The 25,490-nt window shown below is 68.5% G+C and carries 22 protein-coding genes and 1 tRNA gene; 4 read left to right on the forward strand and 19 right to left on the reverse strand.

Annotated features, from left to right (window positions below; translation table 11 throughout):
- Positions 1 to 3: 3 nt before the first annotated feature.
- The 12 genes from atpA to G6N64_RS25855 form a co-directional block, all read right to left on the reverse strand.
- Positions 4 to 1,653, reverse strand: a complete 1,650-nt coding sequence (gene atpA / locus G6N64_RS25800; protein ID WP_163800647.1) for a F0F1 ATP synthase subunit alpha — start codon at positions 1,651 to 1,653, stop codon at positions 4 to 6.
- A 71-nt stretch (positions 1,654 to 1,724) separates the two neighbouring features.
- On the reverse strand, positions 1,725 to 3,062 hold the full coding sequence (locus G6N64_RS25805; protein ID WP_163800648.1) for a F0F1 ATP synthase subunit B/delta: 1,338 nt from the start codon (positions 3,060 to 3,062) through the stop codon (positions 1,725 to 1,727).
- A complete protein-coding gene (locus tag G6N64_RS25810) occupies positions 3,063 to 3,566 on the reverse strand; it encodes a F0F1 ATP synthase subunit B (protein WP_163800649.1) in 504 nt (167 codons plus the stop codon). It abuts the gene before it with no gap.
- Positions 3,567 to 3,575: 9 nt separating this feature from the next.
- Positions 3,576 to 3,821, reverse strand: coding sequence for a F0F1 ATP synthase subunit C (locus G6N64_RS25815; protein ID WP_011893196.1), 246 nt, complete (start codon positions 3,819 to 3,821; stop codon positions 3,576 to 3,578).
- Between the two features lie 79 nt (positions 3,822 to 3,900).
- Positions 3,901 to 4,674, reverse strand: a complete 774-nt coding sequence (atpB, locus tag G6N64_RS25820; protein ID WP_409370806.1) for a F0F1 ATP synthase subunit A — start codon at positions 4,672 to 4,674, stop codon at positions 3,901 to 3,903.
- 11 nt (positions 4,675 to 4,685) lie between these two features.
- Positions 4,686 to 5,162 (reverse strand): ATP synthase subunit I, encoded by a 477-nt coding sequence (locus tag G6N64_RS25825; RefSeq protein ID WP_163800651.1) that lies wholly within the window; start codon positions 5,160 to 5,162, stop codon positions 4,686 to 4,688.
- A gap of 293 nt (positions 5,163 to 5,455) precedes the next feature.
- Positions 5,456 to 6,661 carry a glycosyltransferase family 4 protein gene (locus tag G6N64_RS25830; protein ID WP_174266884.1) on the reverse strand — a complete coding sequence of 402 codons (1,206 nt, stop codon included), beginning with the start codon at positions 6,659 to 6,661 and terminating at the stop codon, positions 5,456 to 5,458.
- Positions 6,662 to 6,675: 14 nt separating this feature from the next.
- Positions 6,676 to 7,338 carry an L-threonylcarbamoyladenylate synthase gene (locus G6N64_RS25835; RefSeq protein WP_163800652.1) on the reverse strand — a complete coding sequence of 221 codons (663 nt, stop codon included), beginning with the start codon at positions 7,336 to 7,338 and terminating at the stop codon, positions 6,676 to 6,678.
- A 45-nt stretch (positions 7,339 to 7,383) separates the two neighbouring features.
- Positions 7,384 to 8,223, reverse strand: a complete 840-nt coding sequence (gene prmC, locus G6N64_RS25840; protein WP_163800653.1) for a peptide chain release factor N(5)-glutamine methyltransferase — start codon at positions 8,221 to 8,223, stop codon at positions 7,384 to 7,386.
- Positions 8,220 to 9,293 carry a peptide chain release factor 1 gene (prfA, locus tag G6N64_RS25845; RefSeq protein WP_163800654.1) on the reverse strand — a complete coding sequence of 358 codons (1,074 nt, stop codon included), beginning with the start codon at positions 9,291 to 9,293 and terminating at the stop codon, positions 8,220 to 8,222. The genes prmC and prfA overlap by 4 nt, the downstream gene beginning before the upstream one ends.
- Positions 9,294 to 9,383: 90 nt before the next feature.
- Positions 9,384 to 9,623, reverse strand: coding sequence for a 50S ribosomal protein L31 (gene rpmE / locus G6N64_RS25850; protein ID WP_163800655.1), 240 nt, complete (start codon positions 9,621 to 9,623; stop codon positions 9,384 to 9,386).
- A 139-nt stretch (positions 9,624 to 9,762) separates the two neighbouring features.
- On the reverse strand, positions 9,763 to 10,386 hold the full coding sequence (locus tag G6N64_RS25855; RefSeq protein WP_163800656.1) for a maleylpyruvate isomerase family mycothiol-dependent enzyme: 624 nt from the start codon (positions 10,384 to 10,386) through the stop codon (positions 9,763 to 9,765).
- Positions 10,387 to 10,466: 80 nt separating this feature from the next.
- Between G6N64_RS25855 and G6N64_RS25860 the strand changes: the two genes are divergently transcribed.
- Positions 10,467 to 10,898, forward strand: coding sequence for a MarR family winged helix-turn-helix transcriptional regulator (locus tag G6N64_RS25860; protein ID WP_163800657.1), 432 nt, complete (start codon positions 10,467 to 10,469; stop codon positions 10,896 to 10,898).
- Here the strand turns inward: G6N64_RS25860 and fadD1 are convergent.
- Complete coding sequence (fadD1, locus tag G6N64_RS25865; RefSeq protein ID WP_163800658.1) at positions 10,879 to 12,477, reverse strand: fatty-acid--CoA ligase FadD1; 1,599 nt, start codon at positions 12,475 to 12,477, stop codon at positions 10,879 to 10,881. The two genes, G6N64_RS25860 and fadD1, sit on opposite strands and share 20 nt — an antisense overlap.
- 139 nt (positions 12,478 to 12,616) lie before the next feature.
- Between fadD1 and G6N64_RS25870 the strand changes: the two genes are divergently transcribed.
- Positions 12,617 to 13,249 carry a TetR/AcrR family transcriptional regulator gene (locus G6N64_RS25870; protein ID WP_246230803.1) on the forward strand — a complete coding sequence of 211 codons (633 nt, stop codon included), beginning with the start codon at positions 12,617 to 12,619 and terminating at the stop codon, positions 13,247 to 13,249.
- Positions 13,250 to 13,316: 67 nt separating this feature from the next.
- On the opposite strand, the gene rho is transcribed toward G6N64_RS25870, so the two are convergent.
- From rho to argS, 6 genes are all read right to left on the reverse strand, one after another.
- The gene (gene rho / locus G6N64_RS25875) at positions 13,317 to 15,557 is read right to left on the reverse strand and encodes a transcription termination factor Rho (RefSeq protein WP_163800660.1); all 2,241 of its coding nucleotides are present in this window, start codon (positions 15,555 to 15,557) and stop codon (positions 13,317 to 13,319) included.
- 284 nt (positions 15,558 to 15,841) lie between these two features.
- Positions 15,842 to 16,789, reverse strand: a complete 948-nt coding sequence (gene thrB, locus G6N64_RS25880) for a homoserine kinase (protein ID WP_163800661.1) — start codon at positions 16,787 to 16,789, stop codon at positions 15,842 to 15,844.
- Positions 16,786 to 17,868, reverse strand: a complete 1,083-nt coding sequence (thrC, locus tag G6N64_RS25885) for a threonine synthase (RefSeq protein WP_163800662.1) — start codon at positions 17,866 to 17,868, stop codon at positions 16,786 to 16,788. Before thrC ends, thrB begins: the two co-directional genes overlap by 4 nt.
- Positions 17,865 to 19,190: a homoserine dehydrogenase gene (locus G6N64_RS25890; protein WP_163800663.1), complete on the reverse strand. Its 1,326-nt coding sequence runs from the start codon at positions 19,188 to 19,190 to the stop codon at positions 17,865 to 17,867. Before G6N64_RS25890 ends, thrC begins: the two co-directional genes overlap by 4 nt.
- Positions 19,187 to 20,608 carry a diaminopimelate decarboxylase gene (lysA, locus tag G6N64_RS25895; protein ID WP_163800664.1) on the reverse strand — a complete coding sequence of 474 codons (1,422 nt, stop codon included), beginning with the start codon at positions 20,606 to 20,608 and terminating at the stop codon, positions 19,187 to 19,189. Before lysA ends, G6N64_RS25890 begins: the two co-directional genes overlap by 4 nt.
- A complete protein-coding gene (gene argS / locus G6N64_RS25900) occupies positions 20,608 to 22,260 on the reverse strand; it encodes an arginine--tRNA ligase (protein ID WP_163800665.1) in 1,653 nt (550 codons plus the stop codon). Before argS ends, lysA begins: the two co-directional genes overlap by 1 nt.
- A gap of 249 nt (positions 22,261 to 22,509) precedes the next feature.
- Between argS and G6N64_RS25905 the strand changes: the two genes are divergently transcribed.
- Positions 22,510 to 22,585, forward strand: a tRNA-Arg gene (locus tag G6N64_RS25905).
- 694 nt (positions 22,586 to 23,279) lie between these two features.
- A complete protein-coding gene (locus G6N64_RS30650) occupies positions 23,280 to 25,490 on the forward strand; it encodes a PGRS repeat-containing protein (protein WP_308206654.1) in 2,211 nt (736 codons plus the stop codon).

A 25,490-nucleotide genomic window follows, 5' to 3' on the forward strand; every position in this document is an offset into this window, starting at 1 on the left:
TACCTAGTTCTTCTTCGGAGCCGGCTTGCGAACCTTGACCGATTCCTTCTCGACGTCATCGGGGTCCATGGCTTCGGTCTCCGACTCGTTGACGACGACCGAACTGCCGTCGGTGGCGGAGAAGCCCTTCTTGAACTCGTTGACGATCTTCTCGAGCGCCTCCTGCGCATCCTCCGGGAACTTCTTGGTCTCCCGGATCTGCGTGAGGGTGTCCTCGTGCGATGCGCGCACGTGCTCGAGGAACTCGGTCTCGAACCGCTGCACGTCCTCGACCGGAACGGAATCGAGGTGTCCCTTGGTGCCGAGGAAGATCGCGACGACCTGCTCCTCGACCGACAGCGGGCTGTACTGGGGCTGCTTGAGCAGCTCGACCAGGCGGGCACCGCGCTCGAGCTGGGCCTTGGACGTGGGGTCCAGGTCAGATGCGAAGGCGGCGAACGACTCGAGTTCGCGGTACTGCGACAGATCGAGGCGGAGCGAACCCGCGACCTCCTTCATCGCCTTGATCTGCGCGGCGCCACCGACGCGGGACACAGAGACACCGACGTTGATCGCCGGACGCACGCCCTGGTTGAACAGGTCCGACTCCAGGAAGCACTGACCGTCGGTGATCGAGATGACGTTGGTGGGGATGAACGCCGAGATGTCGTTGGCCTTGGTCTCGATCACCGGCAGGCCGGTCATCGAGCCACCGCCCAGCTCGTCGGACAGCTTGGCGCACCGCTCGAGCAGACGCGAGTGCAGGTAGAAGACGTCACCGGGGAACGCCTCGCGGCCCGGCGGGCGGCGCAGCAGCAGCGAGATCGCGCGGTAGGCGTCGGCCTGCTTGGACAGGTCGTCGAACACGATGAGGACGTGCTTGCCGTCGTACATCCACTCCTGGCCGATGGCCGAACCGGTGTAGGGCGCGAGCCACTTGAAGCCGGCGGGATCGGAGGCCGGCGACGCCACGATGGTGGTGTACTCCATCGCGCCACCGTCTTCGAGCGCGCGCTTGACGCTGGCGATCGTCGTGCCCTTCTGACCGATCGCGACGTACACGCAGCGCACCTGCTGCTCGGGATCACCGGTCTCCCAGTTCTGACGCTGGTTGAGGATCGTGTCGACGCAGACTGCCGTCTTGCCGGTCTTGCGGTCGCCGATGATCAGCTGACGCTGGCCGCGGCCGATCGGCGTCTGCGAGTCGATGGCCTTGATGCCGGTCTGCAGCGGCTGCTCGACGCCCTGACGCTGCACCACCGACGGTGCCTGCAGTTCGAGCGCGCGGCGCTTGTCCGTCTCGATGTCGCCCTGGCCGTCGATCGGCTGCCCCAGCGGATTCACGACGCGGCCGAGGAAGCCGTCGCCCACGGGAACAGAGAGGACCTCGCCGGTCCGCTTGACCTGCTGGCCCTGCTCGATCTTCTCGAAGTCGCCGAGGATGACCGCGCCGACGCTGTGCTCGTCGAGGTTCAGCGCCACACCGAGGACACCACCGGGGAACTCGAGGAGTTCCTGGGTCATGACCGAGGGCAGGCCCTCGACGTGGGCGATGCCGTCACCGGCGTCGATCACGGTGCCGATCTCTTCACGCTCCGTGTCGGCGGTGAACGAGGATACGTAGTCCTCGATGGCGCCTTCGATGTCAGAAGCGGAGATTGTCAACTCTGCCATGTTCTCGTCTTCCTACCTTTGTCCTTGATGAAGCGTGTGAGTCAGTGCCATCGGTCTCGCGCGAGCGCCCGTCAGTCCGGAAGCTGCGTCTCCGCGGCCGACAGCCGCGATGCGATGGAGCCGTCGATGACCTCGTCGCCGACGGCGATCGTCAGACCGCCGAGCAGTTCCGGGTCGACGGTGAGTTGAACGGCGACGGGGTGCCCGTAGATCCGGGTGAGCACCTCGGTGAGCCGGGTGCGCTGGGCATCCGACAGTTCTGCGGCGGCGGTGACGTGCGCGACGACCTCGCCGCGACGAGCCACCGCCAGTTCTGCGAGATCGATGACGGCTCCGTCGGCACGCTCGCCGCGGAGGAGTCCGACGGTCTGCTTCAGCAGCGCAACGGCGGTCGCGTTGACGTCCGCGCCGTCCGTCAGCACCTTGTCGAGCAGCTCGATCCGACCGTCGACCGGGGTCGTGTCATCACTCAGCAGGCTTGACAGTCGCGGCTCGGAGTCGAGCATCCGGCCGAACCGGAAGAGCTGATCCTCGACCTCGTCGACCTCTCCGGCCGCTTCGGCACGCTTGAGCAGCGCCAACCGTGCGGTGTGCTCGATGCCGTCGACGAGATCGCCCACGGCCGACCACCGCTGCGAGACGGCGGTACGAAGCAGTGCGAGTGCCGGGTCGCCCACCTTGCCGGACAGCAGTCGATCGACCAGCGCCACCTTGGCGGAGTTGTCGTCGGACGGCCCGGCGAAGTGCTTGTTGAGCGTCGGCTCGGTCAGCAGCAGCCGTGCCACCGACACCAGCTCGTCCGCCAGGGTGGTGAGACCGTCGGCATCGAGATCGGCTGCCACCGAGTCGAATTCGTTGGTCAGCGCCTCCAGGGCATCGCGGCTGGCCGCACGCAGCCGAGCCGAGGCGCCGGTCTCCAGGGAGACCTCCGAGGGCGCCATCTCCTCGAGTTCACCGAGGAAGCGATCGACGGTGCCCGCCTGCGCCTCTGAATCGGAGACGTGTGCGCGCACCAACTCCGCCGCCTTCTGCACGGCCTCGTCACCGAGGCCGGCCCGCAGCTGACGGATCAACTGCTGACGCATGAACTGAACCTGCTGTGCGCCCTGAGCCTTGATGCGCTCCGCCTCGGCGGACGCCTGCTCCTTGAGCTGAGCCTCGATGCGCTCCGAGTCGTGCTTGGCCTCGTCGGTGACCTTCTCCGACTCGGCCTTCGCGTCCTGCAGCGCCTTGGCGTGCATGGCATCGGCGTCGGCGAGCTTGCGGCTCGACTCCTCGCTCTCGGCGAGCGCTGCGCGAACTGCGTCCTGCTGCTTCTGCATCAGGTTGCGCACGGGTGGGACGACCCACTTGTAGATGATGAACGCGATGACCGCGAACCCGATGAGCTGTCCGATGAAGGTTGACACTTAGGAATTCCCGCCCGTCTTGGCGTCGACACCGAGGATTCGGCTGGCCAGCTTGGCCGAGAGACTGTCGACCGATGACTCGAGTTCGGACTGTGCGGCCGAACCCTGTTGCGACAGCTGCTCGTCCGCTGATCGCACGGTGTCGGCGACCTCGCCACCGGCCTCGGCCCGCTTCTCCTCGATCACGCGCCGGCCCTCGTTGCGGGCCTCGTCGCGGATCGCGGAGGCCTCGCCGCGTGCATTCGCCATAGCCTTCTCGTAGTCGGCCTCGGCGGCCGCGACCTGCTCCGCAGACTTGCGGTTGTCCGCAGCAGTCTTGGCCAGCATGGCCTCACGTTCGGCGAGAACCTTGCTGACCGGCGGCACGACCCACTTCGTGATCACGCCGAGCACGATCAGGAAGATGAGCAGCACGGCGAAGAAGGTGCCGTTGGGCAGCAGAAAGTTGCTGCTTCCCCCGCCCTCTTCTTCGGCGGCGAGGATCGTTGCGGTCAATTCACCCATGTCGCTGATTTAGCCGACCGGGGTGGCGAAGACGAACAGCGCCATGAAGGCGAGGTTGATGAAGTACGCCGCCTCGACCAGACCCACGGTGATGAAGAACGGGGTAAACAGTCGACCCTGAGCCTCGGGCTGACGCGCGATGCCGGAGATCAGGGCGTTACCGGCGATACCGTCACCGATACCGGCGCCGATGGCACCGCCAGCCATGATCAGTCCACCGCCGATGAGTGCGCCGGCAGCAATTGTGGGATCCATTTTCCATCCTCCTTGATAGCTGGTAGTGGTTCCTACCAGTGGTTTGTGTAGTCCTGCGGGTATCGGGTGGTGCGAGCCGCTAGTGGCTATCCTCGTGCTCCAGCTCCATCGACTGGCTGAAGTACAGGATCGTCAGCAGCGAGAAGATGAAGGCCTGGATCAGGCCGACGAAGAGGTCGAACGTCTTCCAGATGGCGTTGGGCAGCCACTGGATGTACCAGGGGAACATCGCGATCAGGGCGACGAGGATGCCGCCGGCGAAGATGTTGCCGAAGAGTCGCAGCGCCAACGAGATCGGCTTGGCGAGTTCCTCGACGATGTTGATCGGCGCCAGCACCGCGACGTGTCCCTTGACCACCGCCACCGGGTGACCGATGATGCCACGTCGCCAGATGCCTGCGGCGTGGTAGCAGACGAAGACGAACAGTGCGAGCGCCAGCACGAAGTTGATGTCGGCCGCGGGTGCCTTGTACAGCTCGGCCGCGGCACCGTCGGCGCCGCCGTACTGCAGCGGGAGCACCGCGAGCCAGTTGGAGATCAGGATGAACACGAAGATCGCCACCGCGAGCGGCAACACGAACGGTGCCACCTTCATGCCGATCGAGCCCTCGATCTGCTGACGCATCTGAATCGTCAGGGCTTCCCAGAACAATTGGACGCCGCCGGGCACGCCGGTCGAGGTCACCTTGGCGCGCAGGAAGAACGCCAGCCCGATCACGATCACCGCGGTGATCGCCGTGGCGAGGATGGTGTCCCCGTTGAACGTCATGCCGAACAGCTCGAAGACCAGGGTGTGGTGCCCGACGTGGATCGGGGCGCCGCCTTCTTCTGCGGCGAGGACGGCGGTGCTCATCGTCTCAGTCATCAATCCTTCGATTCCGTGGGTGCCACATGACGGTCTGCGCCCGAGCGCTCTTCCACGTCGAGTCCTTCACTGCGGATCTTTCGCATCACGGGGATGCTGGTGCTCATCACCAGGAGGGCTTGGAAGATCGCCAGGCCGAACAACACCGCGATGCCGCCGTGCGCCTTGAAGAAGAAGGCGATGGCCAGGCCGATCACGGTGATGGCGATCAGCCGGGTCGCCGAGTTGACGGCCATCTTCTTCTTGAGGGGATGGTCCCCGGCGGTGATGGCTTCGACGGCGCGACGCACCATGAGCGCGTTGAGCAAACCGAGACCCAGTCCGACGCCGAAGAAGACGCCGTAGAGGGGCATCCCTCCGAACCAAAAGGTGGCAACGGCGAGGGCTGTCAGCGCCGCGCAGATGATGAGTAGACGGACCGGCCGAAAGGCCACTGCCGGGAACACCAACGGCGCATCCTGCGCTGGCGTCGTCATTGCGTCACCCCAATCCCGCTTCCACGAGAGTCATTCCCCTTTGAATGAATAGCGATGCTCCGGTGCCGTGCCCGACGAGCGTATCGGAGGGCAGGCGGCGCGCTGGAATCACCCAAGGGGTAGCTCCCTATGTCGGTCGTTGTTCGGCGCCGATCGGTGTTTCCTGACCGATGGGCCGGGCCGGCAACCCGCGAGGTTTTTCGGGTTCTGCGAGTAACGTACCACAAGGTAGAGAGCCGAAACACGGTCCTACTACAAAACGTCGTAATCAGTCGGGGCGAGTCCCGGTCGTTCTAGTCTGCGAAGTCGCTGGGAACGTCGCCACGTCGATTCAGCAGCGGAATGAGCGTGACGACGATGGCCACGACGATCGCTGCGAGCATGACCGCACCGGTGTATCTCGGGTCGAAGAAGATGGTGCTGGCGGCGCCGAGGGCCACGATCCCGACCCATAGATAGATGAGCAGGACCACGCGCCGGTGGGAGTGGCCGATCTGCAGCAGGCGGTGGTGCAGGTGCATCTTGTCGGGGCTGAACGGACTGCGGCCCGCGCGGGTGCGGCGGACGATGGCCAGCAACATGTCGAGCGCCGGTACGAACATGACCGCGACGACGAGCAGGAACGGCGACAGCAGCGCGAAGACGTCTCGTGCCCCGTAGGCGTTCTGGGAGATGGGCCCGGCGGCAGTGGTCGACGCCGCGGCGAGCATCAACCCGATCAGCATGGATCCGGAGTCACCCATGAAGATCCGCGCCTCGTGGAAGTTGTGCGGTAGGAACCCGAGGCAGGCACCTGCGAGCACCACCGAGATGACCGCCGGCGGGTAGAACAGCACGTCCCCACCATGGTCGCGCAGTAGCCCGACCGAGAAGATGCAGATCGCCGCCGCGGTGATCAGGCCCAGTCCTGCGGCGAGGCCGTCGAGCCCGTCGACGAAGTTCATCGCGTTGACGATCGACACGGTCAGCGCGAGCGTCAGCAGGATCGAGGTGACCTGGTCGAGCACGATCGTGCCGACCCCACCGATCGGGATGTAGAGCACGCTCCACGCCACCCCCATGGTGACCAGGACGCTGGCTGCGGTGATCTGGCCGGCGAACTTCGTCAGCGCGTCCAGCCCCCACCGGTCGTCGATGAGACCGATGGCCATGATCAGGCCGCCCGCGACGACGACGGCGGGCATGCCCGACGAGTAGACGAAGCCCCGCGTCAACGCGGGCAATTGAGAGGCCAGCAGCACCGCGGCGACCACGCCGACGTACATCGCGAGCCCGCCCATTCGGGGCGTCGGTTCGGAGTGGACGTCGCGTTCGCGCGGGTAGGCGACCGCTCCCCAGCGGGTGGCCAGCGCCCGCACCCACCCGGTCGCGAAGTAGGTGATGATGGCGGCGGTCAACCCGACGAGCGCGAGTTCGCGGAGCGGAACTCCCGCGCCGCGGTCGGACAACGCGAGCAGGCCCTCCACCCGGTGAACCGTACTTGACCCGGCTGAGAGCACCGAGGCCGTCGTCCTCAGTCTTCGACGGCCACCAGCACGTCCGGGTCGACGTCGAGCACCGCAGCGATCGCGTCCGCGGTGATGGGCCCCTGTCGCAGGACGCGCGGCTGCGGACCGGTCAGGTCGACGATCGTGGAGGCCGCCTGCCGCGCAGACGGTCCGGCTTCCAGGTAGACGTCGACGAGGTCACCGAGCTGGGCCTGGGCGTCGGCGGCGGTGACGGCAGCCGGTTGGCCCGACACGTTGGCGCTGGAGACCGCGAGCGGTCCGACCTCGCGCAGCAGCTCGATGGCGACGGGGTGCAGGGGCATCCGCAGCATCACGGTGCCGTTCGCGTCGCCGAGGTCCCACTGCAGCGACGGCGCCTGACGGACGACGAGGCTCAGCGCACCGGGCCAGAAGGCGCGGATCAGCTCGCGCGCGGTCGCCGGCACCGAGTAGACGAGGCCGTCGATCGTGTGCCAGGAGCCGACCAGGACCGGCACCGGCATGTCGCGCCCACGGCCCTTTGCGGCGAGCAGCGACGACACGGCGGTGCCGTCGAAGGCGTTGGCACCGATTCCATAGACGGTGTCGGTGGGCATGACCACCAACTGGCCGTCCTTCAAGGCACCGACCGCCGCCGCGATCCCCGCGGTGCGCCGTTCGGCGTCGGAGCAGTCGAACGACTGTGTCATGTCGCCTCGCACGAGCACTGGTCGAGTCTCATGGTCAGAAGTTTCTCACTCCGCCCGCAGTGCGGTGACGAACCGTGGCCGACCGGTGAGGTCGCGGCGGGACGTGACGTCGTAGAAGGCGCCCGTCCGCTCGAACACCGCAACCGTCGCCGCGGCAGTGGTGTCGTCGTGCTCGATCCCGATGCGCCCACTCCCCCTGCGCAGCAGGCGTGCCGCATGCACGACCAGCGGGCGGATCACCGACATCCCGTCGGGGCCGCCGAAGAGCGCCCGCGCCGGATCGTGCTCGGCGACCTCGGGATCGAGGTCGGCACCCTCGGGGATGTAGGGCGGATTGGCGACCAGGAGGTCGACCGCGCCGTCGTACTCCGACAGCAGACCGTCGGCGGTGACGTCGGCGGCGACGAGGTCGACGTGGACGTCCGCGACGTTGCGACGCGCGTACTCCAGCGCGCCGGGTGAGTCCTCGACGGCGACGACGGTGGCAGCGGGGAGGGCGTGCGAGAGCGCGACGGCGAGCGCGCCGGAGCCGGTGCACAGGTCGACGATCACCGGGGCGCGCGGAAGCGGTTGTGCCAGCGCCCATTCGAGCAACGCCTCGGTCTCGGGCCGCGGCACGAACACGCCAGGTCCGACGGAGAGCGTCACGGGCCCGAAGGCGGCGGAGCCCACCAGGTGCTGCAGCGGGACGCGGCGGACCCTGGCATCCACGACGTCGCGGAACCGCGACTCGAAGTCGTCGTCGGGTTCGGTGATGAACAGTCGCCCGCGATCCACCCCCGCGACGTGCGCGGCCAGCAACTCGGCATCGACGCGGGCACTGTCGATCCCGGCGGTCGCGAACCGGTCGGCGGCTGCGGCGACGGCCCGGCGCACGCGCGTCACGCTTCCTGCAGCCTCGCTTGCTTGTCGGCTGCGGCCAGGGCGTCCAGGACGGGATCGAGGTCACCGTCGAGCACCTGGTCGAGGTTGTGCGCCTTGAAGTTGATGCGGTGATCGGCGATGCGGTTCTCGGGGTAGTTGTACGTCCGGATGCGCTCACTGCGATCGACGGTGCGGATCTGACTGGCGCGGTCCGCCGACGCGGATTCGTTCGCCTGCTCCTCGGCGAGCGCCTGCAGCCGCGCGGCGAGCACCACCATGGCGCGAGCCTTGTTCTGCAGCTGCGATCGTTCGTTCTGGCAGGTCACGACGATGCCGGTCGGCAGGTGGGTGATGCGGACGGCGGAGTCGGTGGTGTTCACGCCCTGACCACCCTTGCCGGACGAGCGGTAGACGTCGATGCGGAGGTCGGATTCGTCGATCTGCACCTCGGCGACGTCCTCGGGCTCGGGATACACCAGGACGCCGGCGGCGGACGTGTGCACGCGGCCCTGCGACTCGGTGACGGGAACGCGCTGTACGCGGTGCACACCTCCCTCGAACTTCAGCCGGGACCAGACGCCGTCGATCGAGTCGCCCTTGCTGGCGATGGTGAGCGTGGCGTCCTTGTACCCACCCAGGTCGGACGTGGTCTCGTCGAGCACGGTGACGGTCCACCCGTGACGCTCGGCGTAGCGGATGTACATGCGCGCGAGATCCGCGGCGAACAGGGCCGACTCCTCGCCGCCCTCTCCGGACTTGAGTTCGAGTACGACGTCGTCGGCGTCGTGCGGATCGCGAGGTGCCAGCAGGTCGGTGAGCAGCGAGTCGAGTTCGTGTACCCGCGCCTCGAGTTCGGGCACCTCCTCGGCGAAGGAGGCGTCGTCGACGGCGAGTTCGCGTGCGGCTTCGAGGTCACCCTGGGCGGCGTCGAGCTTGCGGTAGGCCGCCACGACGGGAGCCACCTGGGCGAACCGCTTGCCCACGCGACGGGCTGCCGTGGCGTCGGCGTGCAGTGCCGGGTCGGCGAGTTGCCGCTCGAGGTCGGCATGCTCGTCGAGCAGCGCCTCGATCTTTGGGGCGTTGTCGCTCATGCTGGCCTCTCCTTCCACCTCGGTGCGGATCAACGAAAACGGCGCCCGAACCCGACGCGTGATGCGTCAGGTCGGGCGCCGTCGACGTAGCTAGCTGTCGGCGTCGGCCTTCTCGGTCGCCCCGGCGCGCTTGCCGTAGCGCTTCTCGAAGCGGGCCACGCGGCCGCCGCTGTCGAGGATCTTCTGCTTGCCTGTGTAGAACGGGTGGCACTGGGAGCAGACCTCGACCACGATGTGGCCGCTCTCCTTGGTGCTACGCGTCGTGAAGGTGTTGCCGCAGCCGCAGACCACGTTGGTCTCGTTGTATGCGGGGTGAATGCCGGTTCTCATGATCAGGTCCTCTTCGTTGGGTGGTCGCCGGGTCGCCCGCTCCCTGACCTGGGAGATGTCGAACGTGAACCGGAACCGAGGTCGACGGCCCATTATGCCAGGTCAGCCGCCAGTGTCATAAACGAGCGCGAACCGGCCGCTATTCCCGGGTGCGGGCGAGGGCAGCGCCCTCGCCGCTGAGCCCGGCAAGTCCCGGGCGGCGGCCCGCCAGCACCAGCACGACGTCACCGATCGGCCCCGCGGCGACGTCGCCGTCACCGACCGCGAAGTCGACGTCCGTCGCGGTGAATCGAATCCCCACGAAGCGCTTGCGCGGGTTGAGCGGGAAGCTCATCCCCCACAGCCGATGCGCCGCGGCCGTCGCCGCGTCGGTAGGCATGCTGCGTGCGATGCCCAGTGGTCGCGCGATGTCCTGACCGTGGATAAGGGCGTCGACCAGCGGGTCGACGACGGCGGTGCCCGGTGGGCGGTGCCGCTGCCCCACCATGGCACGCAGAGCGTCGACGACGTCCTCGGGCGGCCGCGCGTCGTGCGTGACGACCCGCCGCATCATCGCGTTGAACCGGAAGCCGGACCGGAACGCCTGCCAGGCCATCTGACTCCAGGGCGCGTTGGCGTGGGTGAGGTGTGCGGCCACGTCGCGGACGGTCCAGCCCTCGCACAGCGACGGCGTCGACCACTGCGACGGCGCCAGGGTGTCGAGGAGGTCGGCGAGATCCGCCCGCTGGTCGTCGATGTGCTGCCAGATGTCGTCGTCGTGCATCGCGGCTCCTCCGTGATTGGTCAGGATTACTGACCAAACTAGTCAGTCGGGCTGACCAACGCAAGATAGAGTCGACGACGATGACCGAACCGAACACCGCCGCGCTGATGTTCATCGCTCACCGCGCCGCCGAGTCCCGCGTGCACACCGCGCTCCGCGCATCGGGTTTCGACGATCTGACGGTGGCGCAGACGAAGCTTGCGCAGCGGCTCGATCCGAACGGCATTCGCGTCACCGATCTGGCGGATCGGGCGCACGTCACCAAGCAGACCGCCGGAGCGCTGGTCGACGACCTCGAGCGCAACGGGTACGTGGAGCGAACCCCCGACCCGGCCGACGCCAGGGCGCGGCTGGTGATCCTCAGCGACCGAGGACGGGACCTGTGCGCGGCCGCGGCGGCGGAGGTGTCGGCCGTCGAACGCGAGTGGCGGGAGCATCTCGGCGCCGCCGGCTATGACCGGCTCCGTCAGCTCCTGCTGGAACTGCGCGACGTCACCGATCCGTTCCGCTGATCGCCCGCTGATCGACTTGGTGATAGATCCTGCCCTCGCGCCGCCACAGCGTCCGACCGGCGGGCTCGACCCCGAGCGCGACGAGTTCCCGCTTGAGGATCTTGTTGGTCGCCGTACTCGGGAGGTCGTCGGCGAGCCACACCATCCGTGGCCAGGCCTTGGGCGACAGATCTCGTTGCGCGGCGAGGAATTGGGCGAAACCGTCCTCGTCGAGGTGCGCGTCGTCGCGCAGGACGATCGCGGCCATGACCTGATCGCCGACGAACTCGTCGGGCACCGGATACACCGCCACCCGGCTGATGACGTCCAGCCGCAGCAGGATTCGCTCGATGGGCGCGGTGGTGAGGTTCTCACCGTCGACCCGCATCCAGTCCGCCGTGCGGCCGGCGAGGTAGATCCAGCCGTCGACATCCCGGTACGCGAGGTCGCCCGACCAGTACATGCCGTGACGCATCCGCTGGTCGGTGGCACCCGGATCGTTGTAGTAGCCGCGAAAGAGCCCGCTGCCCTGGGTGTTGACGAGTTCACCGGTGGCGGCGTCGGCGTTGACGAGGGCACCCGTGTCGTCGAACCGGGCGACCTCGCACTCCCGAACGGTCTCGGGGTCGTAGATGGCGACACCGGGGAAGCCCCTGCCGATCGACCCGGTGGGACAGTCGTCGGGCCGGGTGATGATCACCGCGGTCTCGGTCGAACCGAAGCCGTCCCACACCGTGCACCCGAAGCGGCGGCCGAACTCCTCGATGTCGCGGTCGGCGGCCTCGTTGCCGAAGGCGATCCGCAGGGTGTTGTCGGCGTCGTCGTGCTGCTCGGCGGTCGCCAGGATGTAGGCCAGAGGCTTGCCGACGTAGTTCATGTAGGTGGCGCCGTACCGCCGCACGTCGGGCAGGAAACGCGACGCCGAGAAGGCCGCCGGCACCATCGTCGCGCCCGCACCCAGTGCGACGCTCCAGCCCGCGTAGACGGCGTTCGAGTGGAACAGCGGCATCGCGAGATAGCAGACGTCCGAGGCGTCGAGGCCGTACCGCTCGACGAGCGCGGTGCCGGCGAACAAGACCATGGCGTGGGGCACCTGGACGGCCTTCGGCTCACCACTGGTCCCGGAGGTGAAGATCATCATGAACGTGTCGTCGGCGGCGACCTCACGGTGCGGGGTCAACCGCGGTGCGGTGGAGGCTCTTTCGGCCCACTCGGGTGCGGACACGTCGACGACGGTGACGCCGGGCAACTCGACGCCGTCGAGCAGGTGACGGTGCTCGGCATCGGTCAGCAGGATCTGACAGTCGACACGGGCGACGTCGCGGGCGATCGCGTCACCGCGCCTCGTGGTGTTCACGCCGCACAGCACGTAGCCCCCGAGCGCCGCGGCCGCGAGCGCGGTCAGCATGTCCGGGGTGTTACCCATCAGGGTCCCGACGTGCAGCGGTCGTCCGCTGGTCGCCATGGCGATGAGGCTCGCCGCCTGCGCCGACGCCTCGGCGACGTGCTCACGCCACGTCCACGTCCGATCGCCGTGCCTGATGGCGGGTGCGTCCACCTCGGCGCGTTCGCGCATCAGCTGCTGCAGCGTGTCCGTCATCCTCGACCACCTCGGTCCCGCGTAGTGAACAGATCTGCTGAAGTGTCTACCATCGCCGGACCGCCGAGCGGTACCGTCTGGCACTGGCAGAATGCCTCCGTGTCGTACCGACTCGCAGACGAATGACGAGGAACGCTTCGTGACCACCACACCGGACGTCGCACCGACCGATTCGGCGCCGCGGTCCGTCAGCGTGCGGGATCGACTGATCGACGCTGCCGAGGTGTGTCTGCGCGCCCGCGGCATCCGGTCGACGACGGTGTCCGAGGTCGCCGAGGTCGCGGGGGTGTCTCGCGGCTGGCTGTACCGGCACTTTCCGGACAAGGTCTCGCTGTTGGGTGCGGCGATAGTCCGACTCAACGACGCCTACTGGTCGAAGTCGCACGAACTGCTTGCCGGGGTGGAGGGCCTCGACCGGCAGATCGCCGCGGGAATCACGCACGGCCGCACGGCGTACGACGATCCAGGGGCGCTGCTCATGAAGCTGCGCGTGGACGAACCCGAGGAGTTCGCCGCATGCGCGGGAGCCGGGGTCCACGGCCTGGTGCCCGACCTGGCCGAGTTCTGGAAGCGGTACCTGCTCACCGCGCGAGACGCCGACGAGGTGCATCCGGACGTGTGCGTCGACGAGGCAAGCGAATGGATCGCCCGCGCAATCCTGTCCCTCACCACGGTTCCCGGTGCGCACTTCGACGCAGGCGACCCCGCGGCGGTGCTGACCCACGTCCGCCGCTACGTGATGCCCGGCCTGCGCGCCGACCCGACGGACTGACCGCGGACGCACGACGGCCCCGCACACCGAGGTGTGCGGGGCCGTTGAGCCGTACCGACCGACGAGGTCAGTCGCGGTCCATTCCCGGGGTGGTCTTGGAGACCTGTACCAGGAACTCGTAGTTCGTCTTCGTCTTGCGCAGCTGGCTCATCAGCAGGTCGATGGCCGCATGCGAGTCGAGCCCCGAGAGCACCCGGCGCAGCTTGTGCACGACGCCGAACTCGTCGGTGGACAGCAGCAGCTCGTCCTTGCGGGTGTTCGACGGGTTGACGTCGACGGCCGGGAACACGCGGCGCTCCGCGATCTTGCGGTCGAGCTTGAGTTCGGCGTTGCCGGTGCCCTTGAACTCCTCGAAGATCACCGTGTCACCCGTGGAACCGGTCTCCACCAGCGCGGTGGCGATGATGGTCAGCGATCCACCGAACTCGATGTTGCGGGCGGCGCCGAGGAAGCGCTTCGGCGGGTAGAGCGCGGTCGAGTCGACACCGCCGGACAGGATGCGACCCGACGCCGGTGACGCGTTGTTGTACGCGCGACCGAGACGGGTGATCGAGTCCAGCAGCACGACGACGTCCTTGCCCTGCTCCACCAGGCGCTTGGCGCGCTCGATGGCCAGTTCCGCCGCCTGCGTGTGGTCTGACGGCGGGCGGTCGAAGGTGGAGGCGATGACCTCACCCTTGACGCTGCGCTGCATGTCGGTGACCTCTTCGGGCCGCTCGTCGACCAGCACCACCATGAGGTGGCACTCGGGGTTGTTGGTCGCGATCGCGTTGGCGATGTCCTGCAGGATCATCGTCTTGCCGGCCTTGGGAGGCGACACGATCAGGGCGCGCTGGCCCTTGCCGATCGGCATGATCAGGTCGATCACGCGCGTGCTCATCCGGTCGGGCGTGGTCTCGAGACGCAGCCGCTGGTTCGGGTAGAGCGGGGTCAGCTTCGTGAAGTCCGGCCGGTTCCTGGCGTCCTCCACCGGGCCACCGTTGATGGTGTCGATGCGGACCAGCGGGTTGAACTTCTGACGCGGGTTGTTGCTATTGCTGTTGCTGCCCGTGTTCTCGCCCTCGCGCGGAACCCGCACGGCACCGGTGATGGCGTCGCCGCGACGAAGCCCGTTCTTGCGGACCATGTTCATCGACACGTAGACGTCGTTCGGTCCCGCGAGGTAGCCCGACGTACGCACGAATGCGTAGTTGTCGAGCACGTCGAGGATGCCGGCGACCGGCTGTACGACGTCGTCGTCACGCAGTTCGGTGTCGCCACCGCCGCCGCCTTCGCCGCTGCCGCCGCGCTCACGGCGCCTGCGGTCGCGGAACCGACGTCCGCGACGTCCGCCCCGGCCGTCGCCATCGTCGTCGTCATCGTCGTTGTTGTTGTTGTTGCGGTTGTCGGTGCGGTTGCCGCCACCGTCGTTGCGGTTGTCGTTGCGGTTGTTGCCGCCGCCATCGTTGCGGTTGTTGCCACCGCCATCGTTGCGGTTGTTGCCGCCGCCATCGTTGCGGTTGTTGCCGCCACCGTCGTTGCGGTTGTTGCCACCGTCATTGCGGTTGTTGCCGCCGTCGTTGCGGTTGTTCCCGCCACCGTCGTTGCGGTTGCGGTTGCGGTTGTTGCCGCCGCCGGTGTTGCCCTGATCGTCCTGGCCGCCCTGACCACCCTTGGTGGTCTGCTGGCGCCGGCGCGAGTCGTCACCGTCGGTGGACTCGCCCTTGACGTCGGGCTTATCGGCCGGCTTGTCGTCGACCTTGTCGGCCGGCTGGGCCTCGGGGGCGGGCGTCGCGTCGGCCTTCTCGACCTGAGGTGTCTCGACCTTCGGGGTCGGCTGCTCGTCGGCCCGGGCCTCGCCGGCCTCGGTCTCGGCAGCCGGCGCACCGGTCTGACGGGAGGCGCCACGGCGTTCCCGGCGGGGACGGGTGGCAGCAGGTGCCGCCGCGGCGTCCGCGGCGGGCTGGCCGGTCTGCTCGGGAGCCTGCTGAGCGGGCTCTGCGGCGGCGGTGGTGGCCGCCGTGGCGGTGCCGTTGGTCTCGCCTCGGTGCTCGCGGATCGCAGCGATCAGCTCGCCCTTGCGCATTCCGGACGAGCCCTTCACACCCAGTTGGGTGGCGAGTGCGCGCAGGTCCGGCAGCACCATCGCGGTGAGCGACGTGCCGCGGTCGCCGGATGCGGCGTTGCCCTTGGGTGCGGTCTCTGCGGTCGGAGTCTGCACTGCGCCTGCCGTTTCCGGCGCAGCGGAGTCGGAACTCGAAGAGGTGGTGTCGGGCGTGGCGACGTCGTCGCTACTGCCGTCCGCCGTGATGAGGTCCGTATCGGTCACGGATTTCCTTTCCTCCCTCGCTGACGTGATCGCGCGAGGGTTCATCGCATTCGGCAGATCCGCCGAATGTCGAGGGGCCCACCGTCGCCTCTGCAACGGTGATCGCCCTGGGTCCGCCGCGGGGCCGCGAACCTTCAGTGCAAGGGTTGTACACCTAAGAGAAGAGTGGTCGTCCTAGTGTCGGCGCAGGCACAGAGGCTGCGATTGCTGGACGAATCCGAGGATAACCCGCATCGGAGTGGGAAGCAACAACGACCCCTGCTTCGCGTGTGGCGCGTGTCGACTCAGCCGCTGACGGCCGAGTCACCTGCTGTCCACCGGACCCCGCACCCGACGGCCATCTCCTCGATGGCGAACCCGTTGGCGGCGCCGAACTCGAGAGCCTCGGCCGGCAGTTCGGAGCGCGTACTGAGCGCTATCACCGCAGGTCCGGCACCTGAGAGCACCGCTGCCACTCCACAACGGCGCAGGATGCCGATGTATTCCGCCGAGGCAGGCATCGCCGGCGCCCGCTGAGGCTGGTGCAGTCGATCCTCGGTGGCCTCGAGTAGCAGGTCGGGCCGCTCGGCGAGGGCGACGACGAGCAGCGCGGCGCGGCTCAAGTTGAAGCGCGCATCCACGTGACTGACCGCGTCCGGAAGGAGCACCCGGGTCTCGGCCGTCGACGACCGCACCTGCGGGATCGCGGGGAACAGGCGGATGTCGGGATGCAGTCGCAACGGGGCCGCCGCATACCGGGGCAACGGCACCTCGCTCTCCGTCCACGACACGACGGCGCCACCCAGAACCGCGGCCGACGCGTTGTCCGGGTGTCCTTCGAATTCGGAGGACAGCTGGATGAGTTCGTCCTTCGTGAGGGTTCGCGAATCCGATTGCGCGATCAGCCCGTTGGCCGCGGCCAAGCCACCCACGACGGCAGCAGCCGAGGATCCCAACCCGCGCGAATGCGGAATCCTGTTGCGACACTTGACGATGAGTCCGGGGACCTTCACGTCCGCCGACAACAATCCATGCTCGATCGCCCGGACCACGAGGTGCGACGAGTCGAGGGGCACCTGGCCTTCGCCTTCGCCGGATACCTCGACGGTGATCCCGGATTCGGCTGTCTCGACCTCGATTTCGTCGTACAGGCTCAGCGCGAGGCCGAGGCTGTCGAAACCGGGGCCCAGGTTGGCACTCGACGCCGGAACGGTGGCGCGGGCGGTCAATCCCGGCGACAGGGTATGCGTCACACCAGACCCAGGGCGGCGACCACGGCGACCGGATCGACGGGTACCGGCATCACCTGCGGCATACCCTTGAGAGCCGTGTCGGGATCCTTGAGTCCGTTGCCGGTGACGGTGCAGACCACGGTCGAGCCCTTTGCCACCCAGCCGTCCTCGACCGACTTGAGCAGGCCGGCGACGCTGGCCGCCGACGCTGGCTCGACGAACACGCCCTCGCTGCGGGCGATCAGGTGGTACGCGGCGAGGATCTCGTCGTCGGTGGCAGCCAGGAACTTGCCGCCGGACTGCTGCTGCGCCTCGACGGCCGAGTTCCACGACGCCGGGGCGCCGATCCGGATCGCCGTCGCGATGGTCTCGGGGTTCTTGACCGGCGCGCCCTCGACCAGCGGGGCCGCGCCCGCCGCCTGCGTGCCGAGCATCTTGGGCAACCGGTCGCTCAGGCCGTCTCGGTGGTACTCCGAGTAGCCCTTCCAGTAGGCGGTGATGTTTCCGGCATTTCCGACCGGCAGGGCGTGCACGTCGGGCGCGGTACCGAGTGCGTCGACGATCTCGAACGCGGCGGTCTTCTGCCCTTCGATGCGATAGGGGTTGACCGAGTTGACCAGCGCCACGGTCGGGAAGTCCGCGGTCAGCTTGCGCGCGAGTTCCAGGCAGTCGTCGAAGTTGCCCTCGACCTGGATGATCTTCGCGCCGTGCATGACGGCCTGGGCCAGCTTGCCCATCGCGATCTTGCCCTGCGGGATGAGAACGGCACAGGTGATGCCCGCCTTCGCGGCGTAGGCGGCGGCCGATGCCGACGTGTTGCCCGTCGATGCGCAGAGCACGGCCTTCTGGCCGCGCGCCACGGACTCGGTCACGGCCACGGTCATTCCGCGGTCCTTGAACGATCCCGTCGGATTGAGGCCCTCGACCTTCAAATGCACCGTGCAGCCGGTGAGTTCGCTGATCCGCGTCGCGTGGATGAGCGGAGTCGCACCCTCGTGCAGGGTGATCGGCGTCCAGGAGTCCTCGATGGGCAACCGGTCACGGTAGGCGCCGATCAATCCGGGCCAGGGCTTGTGAACGGCAGTACCGATGGGGCTCATTCGCTCGTTCCTTCCAGGCGGAGCACGCTGTTGATCTCCTGCACGACGTCGAGGTCGGCGAGGGCGTCCACGGTCTCGGAGAGCGCGGCGTCGGTGGCGCGGTGCGTGACGACGACGATGCGCGCACCGCACGGCTGCCCACCCTCGTCGACCATGCCCTCCTGTCGGACCTCGGCGATGCTGACCTCACGCTTGCCGAATTCCGCTGCGACGGCGGACAGCACACCCGGCCGGTCGGCGACGTTCATCGAGACGTAGTAGCGGGTCGGGATGAAACCGATGGGGGCGATCGGGAGCTGGGCGTACTTGGACTCGCGGGGGCCGAGGCCACCCTGCACGCGGTTGCGGGCAGCCATGACGAGATCGCCCATCACCGCGGATGCCGTCGGAGCGCCACCGGCGCCCTGTCCGTAGAACATCAGGCGGCCGGCGGCCTCGGCTTCGACGACCACGGCGTTGAACGCGCCGTTGACGGTGGCCAGCGGGTGGCTCAGCGGCACCAGTGCCGGGTACACGCGGGCCGAGACGCGCTGTTGCCCTTCGTCGTTCGTGAGCCGCTCACAGATGGCGAGCAGCTTGATGTTGCATCCGAGGGCCTTGGCCGACGCGATGTCCTCGGCGGTGACCTTGGTGATGCCCTCGCGGTAGACGTCGTCCGCGGTGACCCGGGTGTGGAACGCGATGGAGGCGAGGATCGCCGCCTTGGCGGCCGCGTCGTAGCCCTCGACGTCCGCGGTCGGGTCTGCCTCCGCGTATCCGAGCGCGCCGGCGTCGGCGAGGGCGTCCGCGTAATCGGCGCCAGTGTCGTTCATCGCCGAGAGGATGTAGTTGGTGGTGCCGTTGACGATTCCGGCCACGCGCAACACGGTGTCACCCGCCAGCGACTGGGTCAGTGGGCGGATCACCGGGATCGCCCCCGCCACCGCGGCCTCGAAGTACAGGTCGACGCGGGCGTGCTCGGCGGCTTGGGCCAGTTCCCCGGTGGACTGCGCCATCAGGGCCTTGTTGGCGGTGACGACGGACTTGCCGTGCTCGAGGGCGCTGAGGATCGCCTTGCGGGCCGGTTCGACCGGGCCCATCAACTCGATCACGATGTCGACGTCGTCGCGCTCGACGAGCGCCTGCACGTCGTCGGTCAGCAGGTCGATCGGCACACCCCGGTCGTCGGCCACCCGCCGAACGCCGATGCCGCGCAGTACGAGCGGCGCACCGACGCGGGCGGCCAGGTCGGTGGCGCTCGCCTCGATGATCCGAACGACCTCGCTGCCGACGTTGCCGAGTCCGAGGACCGCCAAGCCGATGGGCCGATGCGTTTCCGTCATGTGTTCCTTACCTCCAGGCTGAGCAGGTCGTCGGTGGTCTCGCGGCGCAGGACGAGTCGTGAGACACCGTCCCGCACGGCCACCACCGCGGGGCGTCCGAGCAGGTTGTACCGGCTGGACATCGAGTAGCAGTAGGCGCCGGTCGCGGCGACGCCGATCAGGTCACCGGGCACGACGTCGTCGGACACCCAGGTGTCACGCACGACGATGTCTCCACTCTCGCAATGCTTTCCGACGATGCGTGCCAGTGTCGGCGGGGCGTCGCTGGTCCGCGAGACGAGCCGCGCGTCGTACTCCGCGTCGTACAGGGACGTGCGGATGTTGTCGCTCATGCCGCCGTCGACGCTGACGTACCGCCGGTGCGCGGTCGGGCTGATCGCGACGTCCTTGACGGTTCCCACCTCGTACAGGGTGATGGTTCCGGGACCCGCGATCGCACGGCCCGGCTCGACGACGAGGTCGGGCGACGGAAGGCCCACGGCGGCGGACTCGTTGCGCACGATCGCCCACAGCTTGTCGGCGAGTTCGGCCATCGGCGGCGGGTCGTCCTGCGGCAGGTAGGAGATGCCCAGACCGCCGCCGAGGTCGACGATGGAGATCTGCGAGGTCTTCTCGACGCCGAACTCGGCGACCACGTCGCGCAGCAGCCCGATGACGCGCCGGGCGGCGATCTCGAAGCCGGCGACGTCGAAGATCTGCGAACCGATGTGGCTGTGCAGGCCGACGAGGCGCAGGTTGTCGGCGGCGAACACCCGACGGACGGCGTCGATGGCCGCACCGCTGGCCAGGGACAGACCGAACTTCTGGTCTTCGTGGGCGGTCGAGATGAACTCGTGGGTGTGGGCTTCGACGCCGACGGTGACGCGGACGAGGACGTCCTGCACCACACCGGCCGCACCGGCGATGGCGTCGAGGCGCTCGATCTCGATGAGCGAGTCCAGGACGACGTGGCCGACACCGGCTTCGACGGCCATCGTCAGTTCGGCGACCGACTTGTTGTTGCCGTGCAGGGCGATTCGCTCCGGCGGGAAGTTCGCGTTGAGGGCGACGGCCAGCTCGCCGCCGCTGCACACGTCGAGCGCCAGTCCCTCCTGGTCGATCCACGTCGCGATCTCCGTGCACAGGAACGCCTTCGCGGCGTAGCGCACGTGCTCGCCACCACCGAAGGCCGCCGCGATGTCGCGGCAGCGCGTGCGGAAGTCGTCCTCGTCGATGACGAACAGCGGGGTGCCGTAGTCGGCCGCGAGCCGGCTCACCGGGACACCGGCGATCGACAGTTCACCATCGTCACCGCGAACGGCGTTGCGGGGCCACACGTTCGGTGCGATGAGCAGGATCTCGTCGGCCGACGTCGGCCGCGCCGGGGTGCCGCCGTGGTGTTTGTCTTCCGCGTGACGCGGACCTGCGGGGTGCGCCATTACATGCGCTCCGGAGCGCTCACGCCGAGGATCTGCAGACCGTTGGCGATGACCTGACGAGTGGCTGCGCACAGCGCGAGGCGGGCGGCGTTCAGGTCGCCGGGCTCCTCGTCGCCCTGCGGCAGCACGCGGCAGCTGTCGTAGAACCGGTGGTAGTCACCGGCGAGGTCCTCGAGGTAGCGGCACACGCGGTGCGGTTCACGCAGGGACACGGCGCTGTTCAGCACGCGCGGGAACTCACCGATGGAGCGCATCAGGGCGCCCTCGCGGTCGTGGTTCAGCAGGTGGAGGTGGCTGACGTCGGCCACGATGTTCAGGTCGGCGGCGCTGCGGGCGAGTGCGGACAGCCGCGCGTGCGCGTATTGCACGTAGTAGACGGGGTTCTCGCTCGACGCACTCGACCACAGCTGCAGGTCGATGTCGATGGGACTGTCCACCGAGCTGCGGATGAGGACGTACCGGGCGGCGTCGACGCCGATCGCATCGACCAGGTCGTCGAGGGTGATGACGGTGCCCGCACGCTTGCTCATGCGGATGGGCTGACCGTCGCGCACCAGGTTGACCATCTGGCCGATGAGCACCTCGACGGTGTCTGGGTCGTCGCCCAGCGCAGCCGCGGCCGCCTTCAGGCGCGCGATGTAGCCGTGGTGGTCGGCGCCCAGCATGTAGATGCACAGGTCGAAGCCGCGCTGCCGCTTGTCCAGGAAGTAGGCCAGATCGCCGGCGATGTAGGCGGCGTTGCCGTCGCTCTTGATGACGACGCGGTCCTTGTCGTCACCGAACTCGGTGGTGCGCAACCACGTCGCGCCGTCCTTCTCGTAGATGCTGCCGGTCTCGCGCAGCTTCGCGATGGCCTGGTCGACGCGGCCGGACGTGTGCATCGAGTCTTCGTGGGTGTACACGTCGAAGTCGGTGCCGAAGTCGTGCAGCGAGTTCTTGATGTGGGTGAACATCAAGTCGACGCCGATGGCGCGGAACGTCTCCTGCCGCTCGGCGTCCGGCAGGTCGAGGACGTCGGGGACCTGAGCGGTCACCTGGGCGGCGATGTCGACGATGTAGTCGCCGGCGTAGCCGTCCTCGGGCGCGGTTTCACCCTTGGCGGCGGCGACCAGCGACCGCGCGAACCGGTCGATCTGCGCGCCGTGGTCGTTGAAGTAGTACTCGCGGACCACCTCAGCGCCCTGCGTACTGAGCAGCCGGCCCAGAGCGTCGCCGACCGCGGCCCAGCGGGTGCCGCCGATGTGGATCGGACCCGTCGGGTTGGCCGAGACGAACTCGAGGTTGACCTTGACGCCGGCGAGGTCGGTGGAGTTCCCGTACGTGGCGCCGGCCTCGAGCACGTTGGCGACGACGACGCCCTGCGCGGACGCCTCGATCCGCAGGTTCACGAAACCGGGCCCGGCGACGTCGGCTGCCTCGATCCCGTTCGCGGAAGCCAGCGCCTCGGCGAGCCAGCCAGCGAATTCGCGCGGGTTGGTGCCGACCTTCTTGGCCACCTGCAGTGCGAGGTTGGTGGCGTAGTCACCGTGCTCGGGGTTGCGCGGCCGCTCGACGGTCACGGTCGCCGGCAGAGCGGCGGCATCGAGGCCACGCTCAGCCAGAACCGCCGCGGCAGTGGTCTTGAGCAGCTCGGCCAGATCGGCGGGGGTCACGGGGCACCATCCTATGGTCTGGGGTGGTCACGACCCGAATCGGTTTCCGGCCGGGCGTGCGGCTGGGCGTCGGTTGCGGCTGGGCGCGGCCGCGTCCGACGCGTCACCGGTGCCGTACGTGCGAGTACGGCGGCCCGACGCTGATTTCCCGCCGTACCCGCACGTACGGCTGATCGGGCGACGTACGGCCGGGGTCGAGGGATGCGTTAGGCTGTCGAAGCCCAACGGCGCTGGGGTGCACGTCCCCGCGCCCCCGTAGCTCAGGGGATAGAGCGTCCGCCTCCGGAGCGGAAGGCCGCAGGTTCGAATCCTGCCGGGGGCACCACCACCTTTTACGCGGCCCTTACGGCGCTGTCTGCATCGCCCATCAAGATTGCCCATCAAGCCACCGCCTAGCACTGCCCGATGAGGCATGGACGCTTCGCGTTGTTCCTCAGCGCATCTGCGCGGCCAGTCCGGCACCACACCATCGCGCACCTCTTCGGCGCACCCACCGTCACGTTCTCTGAACCGCGACTGTCCGCGCGTCGTTCCCGACATTGACACACGGTCTTTGTACCATCCTTTGATTCGCTAAACGTTTGCTGACAGCGAAGGCGTGGGAGGGGCTCTGCGGGTTACGCCTGCCGCTGGATAACCCGGCGAGTACGGGACGGCCACCACATAGCGACAACGCTTGGTACTTAGCGACGACCCTCAGTTGCGGAATGGTTCCGTCGTGTAATTCCGCGGGCAACTGTCGTTCTAGTCAAAATGACTGCGGCACAACATAACTGATCCAGGTCACTGCTTTTCGGTGAGATTCGAGGCATGTGCACCGATCATTTGCCTGATGGATTGATACGCCCCATCGCGATGTTGGCTACCTTCCCATGAATCAGTGAAGCCAATCTGCACGCGCCCGACGCGTGCGCACCCACTTGTTACGAGAACGTTGCCAAGATTGCTCGCTGATGCAACACTCTGCGATGTCACGCAGCGCAGGGGCGCCGCGACAGATCCAGGGGGAGCACCTTTTCATGTCCAAGCATCGTGTACAGCGGACCAACCGCCCGATGATGATCACCGCGGTCGCCGGAGCCGGTGTCCTGCTGTCCGCACCGGCCGCAGCCATGCTGGTGACTCCGGCACAGGCGCAGGCCCAGGCCGGCCTACCCGACCTGAGCAGTCTCTTCGGCAGCGCGTTCAGCGGGGGCGCGGGAATCGATCCGGCCACGCTGCTCGACCCGGTGTTCGACATCGCCGGACTGATTCCGGGAGTCAACATCTTCGTCGGCAATGGCGCTGACGGCACGGCCGCGTCGCCGGATGGCAAGGCTGCCGGGATCTTCGCCGGCAACGGCGGCACCGGCTACACCTCAGCGGTCGCGAACGGCTCGAAGGGCGGTAACGGCGGTGCCGGTGGCATGTTCATCGGCAACGGCGGCAACGGCGGCAACGGCGCGCGCGGAACCCAGGGCGCGACCGGCACGGTGGGCACGATTGGCGCGACCGGCGGCCAGGGTGGCGACGGCGGTAAGGGCGGCGACGGCGGCAACGGTGGCAACGGCAGTTCGTTCCTGGGGCGCGGTGGCAACGCGGGCAGCGGCAGCGACGGTGGCGACGGCGGGACCGGCGGAACCGGCTACACGGGTGCGAACGGTGTCGCCGCAGGACAGAGTGGCGAGAACGGCGGCGACGGCGGCAAGGGCGGAGCTGCCGGAGCTGGAGGTGTCGCGGGCACCGCAGGCAAGGGCAGCTTCTTCTACTTCATCAGCAACGTCGGACAGTCGGGCATCGGCGGGCTCTTCGGCGCGGCCGGGTTGGGTGGCGCCGGCGGTGGCGGCGGCGCAGGCGCACCCGCCGACGCGAATGTCGCCGCCGGCAGCGGTGGCAACGGGGGCAACGGGGGCGAGGGTGGCGCAGGACAGAACGACCTGCCCGGCGGTACCGGCGGCGTAGGCGGCGCTGGCGGCATCGGCGGGACCGGTACCGCGACGAAGGCCCCCGGGGTCGGCGGCGCTGGAGGCATGGGCGGTAAGGGAGGCGTTGCCGACAACGGCGGCACATTCGGCAACGGGGGCCAGGGTGGTGCCGGCGGCGCCGGTGGCTTCTTCGGCGACGGGGCGACCGGCGGTGTGGGCGGAGTCGGCGGCGCCGGTGCTGCTGGGACCGCGACCGGCGCAGGGTTCGGCGGCGGCGGAGGAGGCGGCGGAGGAGTGGCCACCGTCAACTCCTCCAACGGCGGCAATGTCACCAACGGCAAGGCCATTGGCGGCGCCGGCGGGGTCGGCGGGGCCGGCACCGGCACCGCTGCGGGCGGACGCGGCGGCACCGGCGGTGTTGGAGCAGTCGTCGCCAGCGGCTCAGGCGCCTCCGTCACCGGCACGGCTACCGGCGGAGCCGGTGGAGCCGGTGGCACCAACAACGGCATCGGCGGCAATGGCGGTGCGGCCTACCTCGTCGCGGCGCCCGATTCGCGAGGCATTGCCGACGGCCAGACCACCGGCGGCACCGTCGGCAACTCCGGCAACGCAGCGAACGCGACGGGCGGCCAGGGCGGAGCCGGCATCGACGGCGGTCGCGGCGGCGACGGCTACTTCGGCGAACTCGAGGCAGGGCAGGGCGGCATCGTCTTCGGTCAGTCCACCGGCGGTGCCGGCGGCAGCGGCACCGGCACCGGCAGCGTCGGCGGTCGCGGCGGAAGCTCGGACATCCAGGGCGCCAAGGTGACTCCGAACGGTCTGGGCGGTAACTCGGGCGGCAGCGGTGGAACGGCAAGCGGCACCGCCAGCGGTGGCGCCGGCGGCAATGCCACCGGTGGCGGCACGGGCGGTTTCGGCGGCAACTCATCACTCGCTGCCGGCGGAGCCAACGCCGGGGCCACCGGTACGTCTCGCGGCGGAGCCGGTGGCGACGGCGTCGCCGGCGGCACGGGTGGTCGAGGCGGCGACAGCCGATTCATCGCACTGGACCCAGGGAGTTCAAACACTGGCGGCGTCGCCACCGGTGGGCAGGGAGGGACCGGAACCGGACCGGGTACCGGCACCGGCGGTAGGGGCGGCGACGGCAACGTCAACGCGCTGCAGGGCGGCTCGATCACCAACGGGACTGCGACCGGCGGCCGCGGCGGCAACGGCAGCAACAACAAGACCGGCGGCGGTGGCGGCGAGGGCAACGTTCAGAACGGCGGCGGCCAGCCGTCCACCGGGCAGTCGAATACCGGCGCGAGCGGCGCAGACAACTCGTAG

It is taken from the genome of Mycolicibacterium sediminis, from assembly GCF_010731735.1.
Taxonomy (GTDB): domain Bacteria; phylum Actinomycetota; class Actinomycetes; order Mycobacteriales; family Mycobacteriaceae; genus Mycobacterium; species Mycobacterium sediminis.

What these genes read in the sequence shown, in the direction of transcription:
- G6N64_RS30650 (WP_308206654.1), top strand. Translation starts at nt 23,280, where the DNA reads ATGTCCAAGCATCGTGTACAGCGGACCAACCGCCCGATGATGATCACC.
- lysA (WP_163800664.1), bottom strand. Translation starts at nt 20,608, where the DNA reads ATGGCGCACCCCGCAGGTCCGCGTCACGCGGAAGACAAACACCACGGC.
- prfA (WP_163800654.1), bottom strand. Translation starts at nt 9,293, where the DNA reads ATGAGCGACAACGCCCCAAAGATCGAGGCGCTGCTCGACGAGCATGCC.
- rpmE (WP_163800655.1), bottom strand. Translation starts at nt 9,623, where the DNA reads ATGAGAACCGGCATTCACCCCGCATACAACGAGACCAACGTGGTCTGC.
- atpB (WP_409370806.1), bottom strand. Translation starts at nt 4,674, where the DNA reads ATGAGCACCGCCGTCCTCGCCGCAGAAGAAGGCGGCGCCCCGATCCAC.
- thrC (WP_163800662.1), bottom strand. Translation starts at nt 17,868, where the DNA reads ATGAGCCCCATCGGTACTGCCGTTCACAAGCCCTGGCCCGGATTGATC.
- atpA (WP_163800647.1), bottom strand. Translation starts at nt 1,653, where the DNA reads ATGGCAGAGTTGACAATCTCCGCTTCTGACATCGAAGGCGCCATCGAG.
- G6N64_RS25815 (WP_011893196.1), bottom strand. Translation starts at nt 3,821, where the DNA reads ATGGATCCCACAATTGCTGCCGGCGCACTCATCGGCGGTGGACTGATC.
- G6N64_RS25890 (WP_163800663.1), bottom strand. Translation starts at nt 19,190, where the DNA reads ATGACGGAAACGCATCGGCCCATCGGCTTGGCGGTCCTCGGACTCGGC.
- G6N64_RS25860 (WP_163800657.1), top strand. Translation starts at nt 10,467, where the DNA reads ATGACCGAACCGAACACCGCCGCGCTGATGTTCATCGCTCACCGCGCC.
- G6N64_RS25825 (WP_163800651.1), bottom strand. Translation starts at nt 5,162, where the DNA reads ATGACGACGCCAGCGCAGGATGCGCCGTTGGTGTTCCCGGCAGTGGCC.
- G6N64_RS25810 (WP_163800649.1), bottom strand. Translation starts at nt 3,566, where the DNA reads ATGGGTGAATTGACCGCAACGATCCTCGCCGCCGAAGAAGAGGGCGGG.
- fadD1 (WP_163800658.1), bottom strand. Translation starts at nt 12,477, where the DNA reads ATGACGGACACGCTGCAGCAGCTGATGCGCGAACGCGCCGAGGTGGAC.
- G6N64_RS25855 (WP_163800656.1), bottom strand. Translation starts at nt 10,386, where the DNA reads ATGCACGACGACGACATCTGGCAGCACATCGACGACCAGCGGGCGGAT.
- G6N64_RS25835 (WP_163800652.1), bottom strand. Translation starts at nt 7,338, where the DNA reads ATGACACAGTCGTTCGACTGCTCCGACGCCGAACGGCGCACCGCGGGG.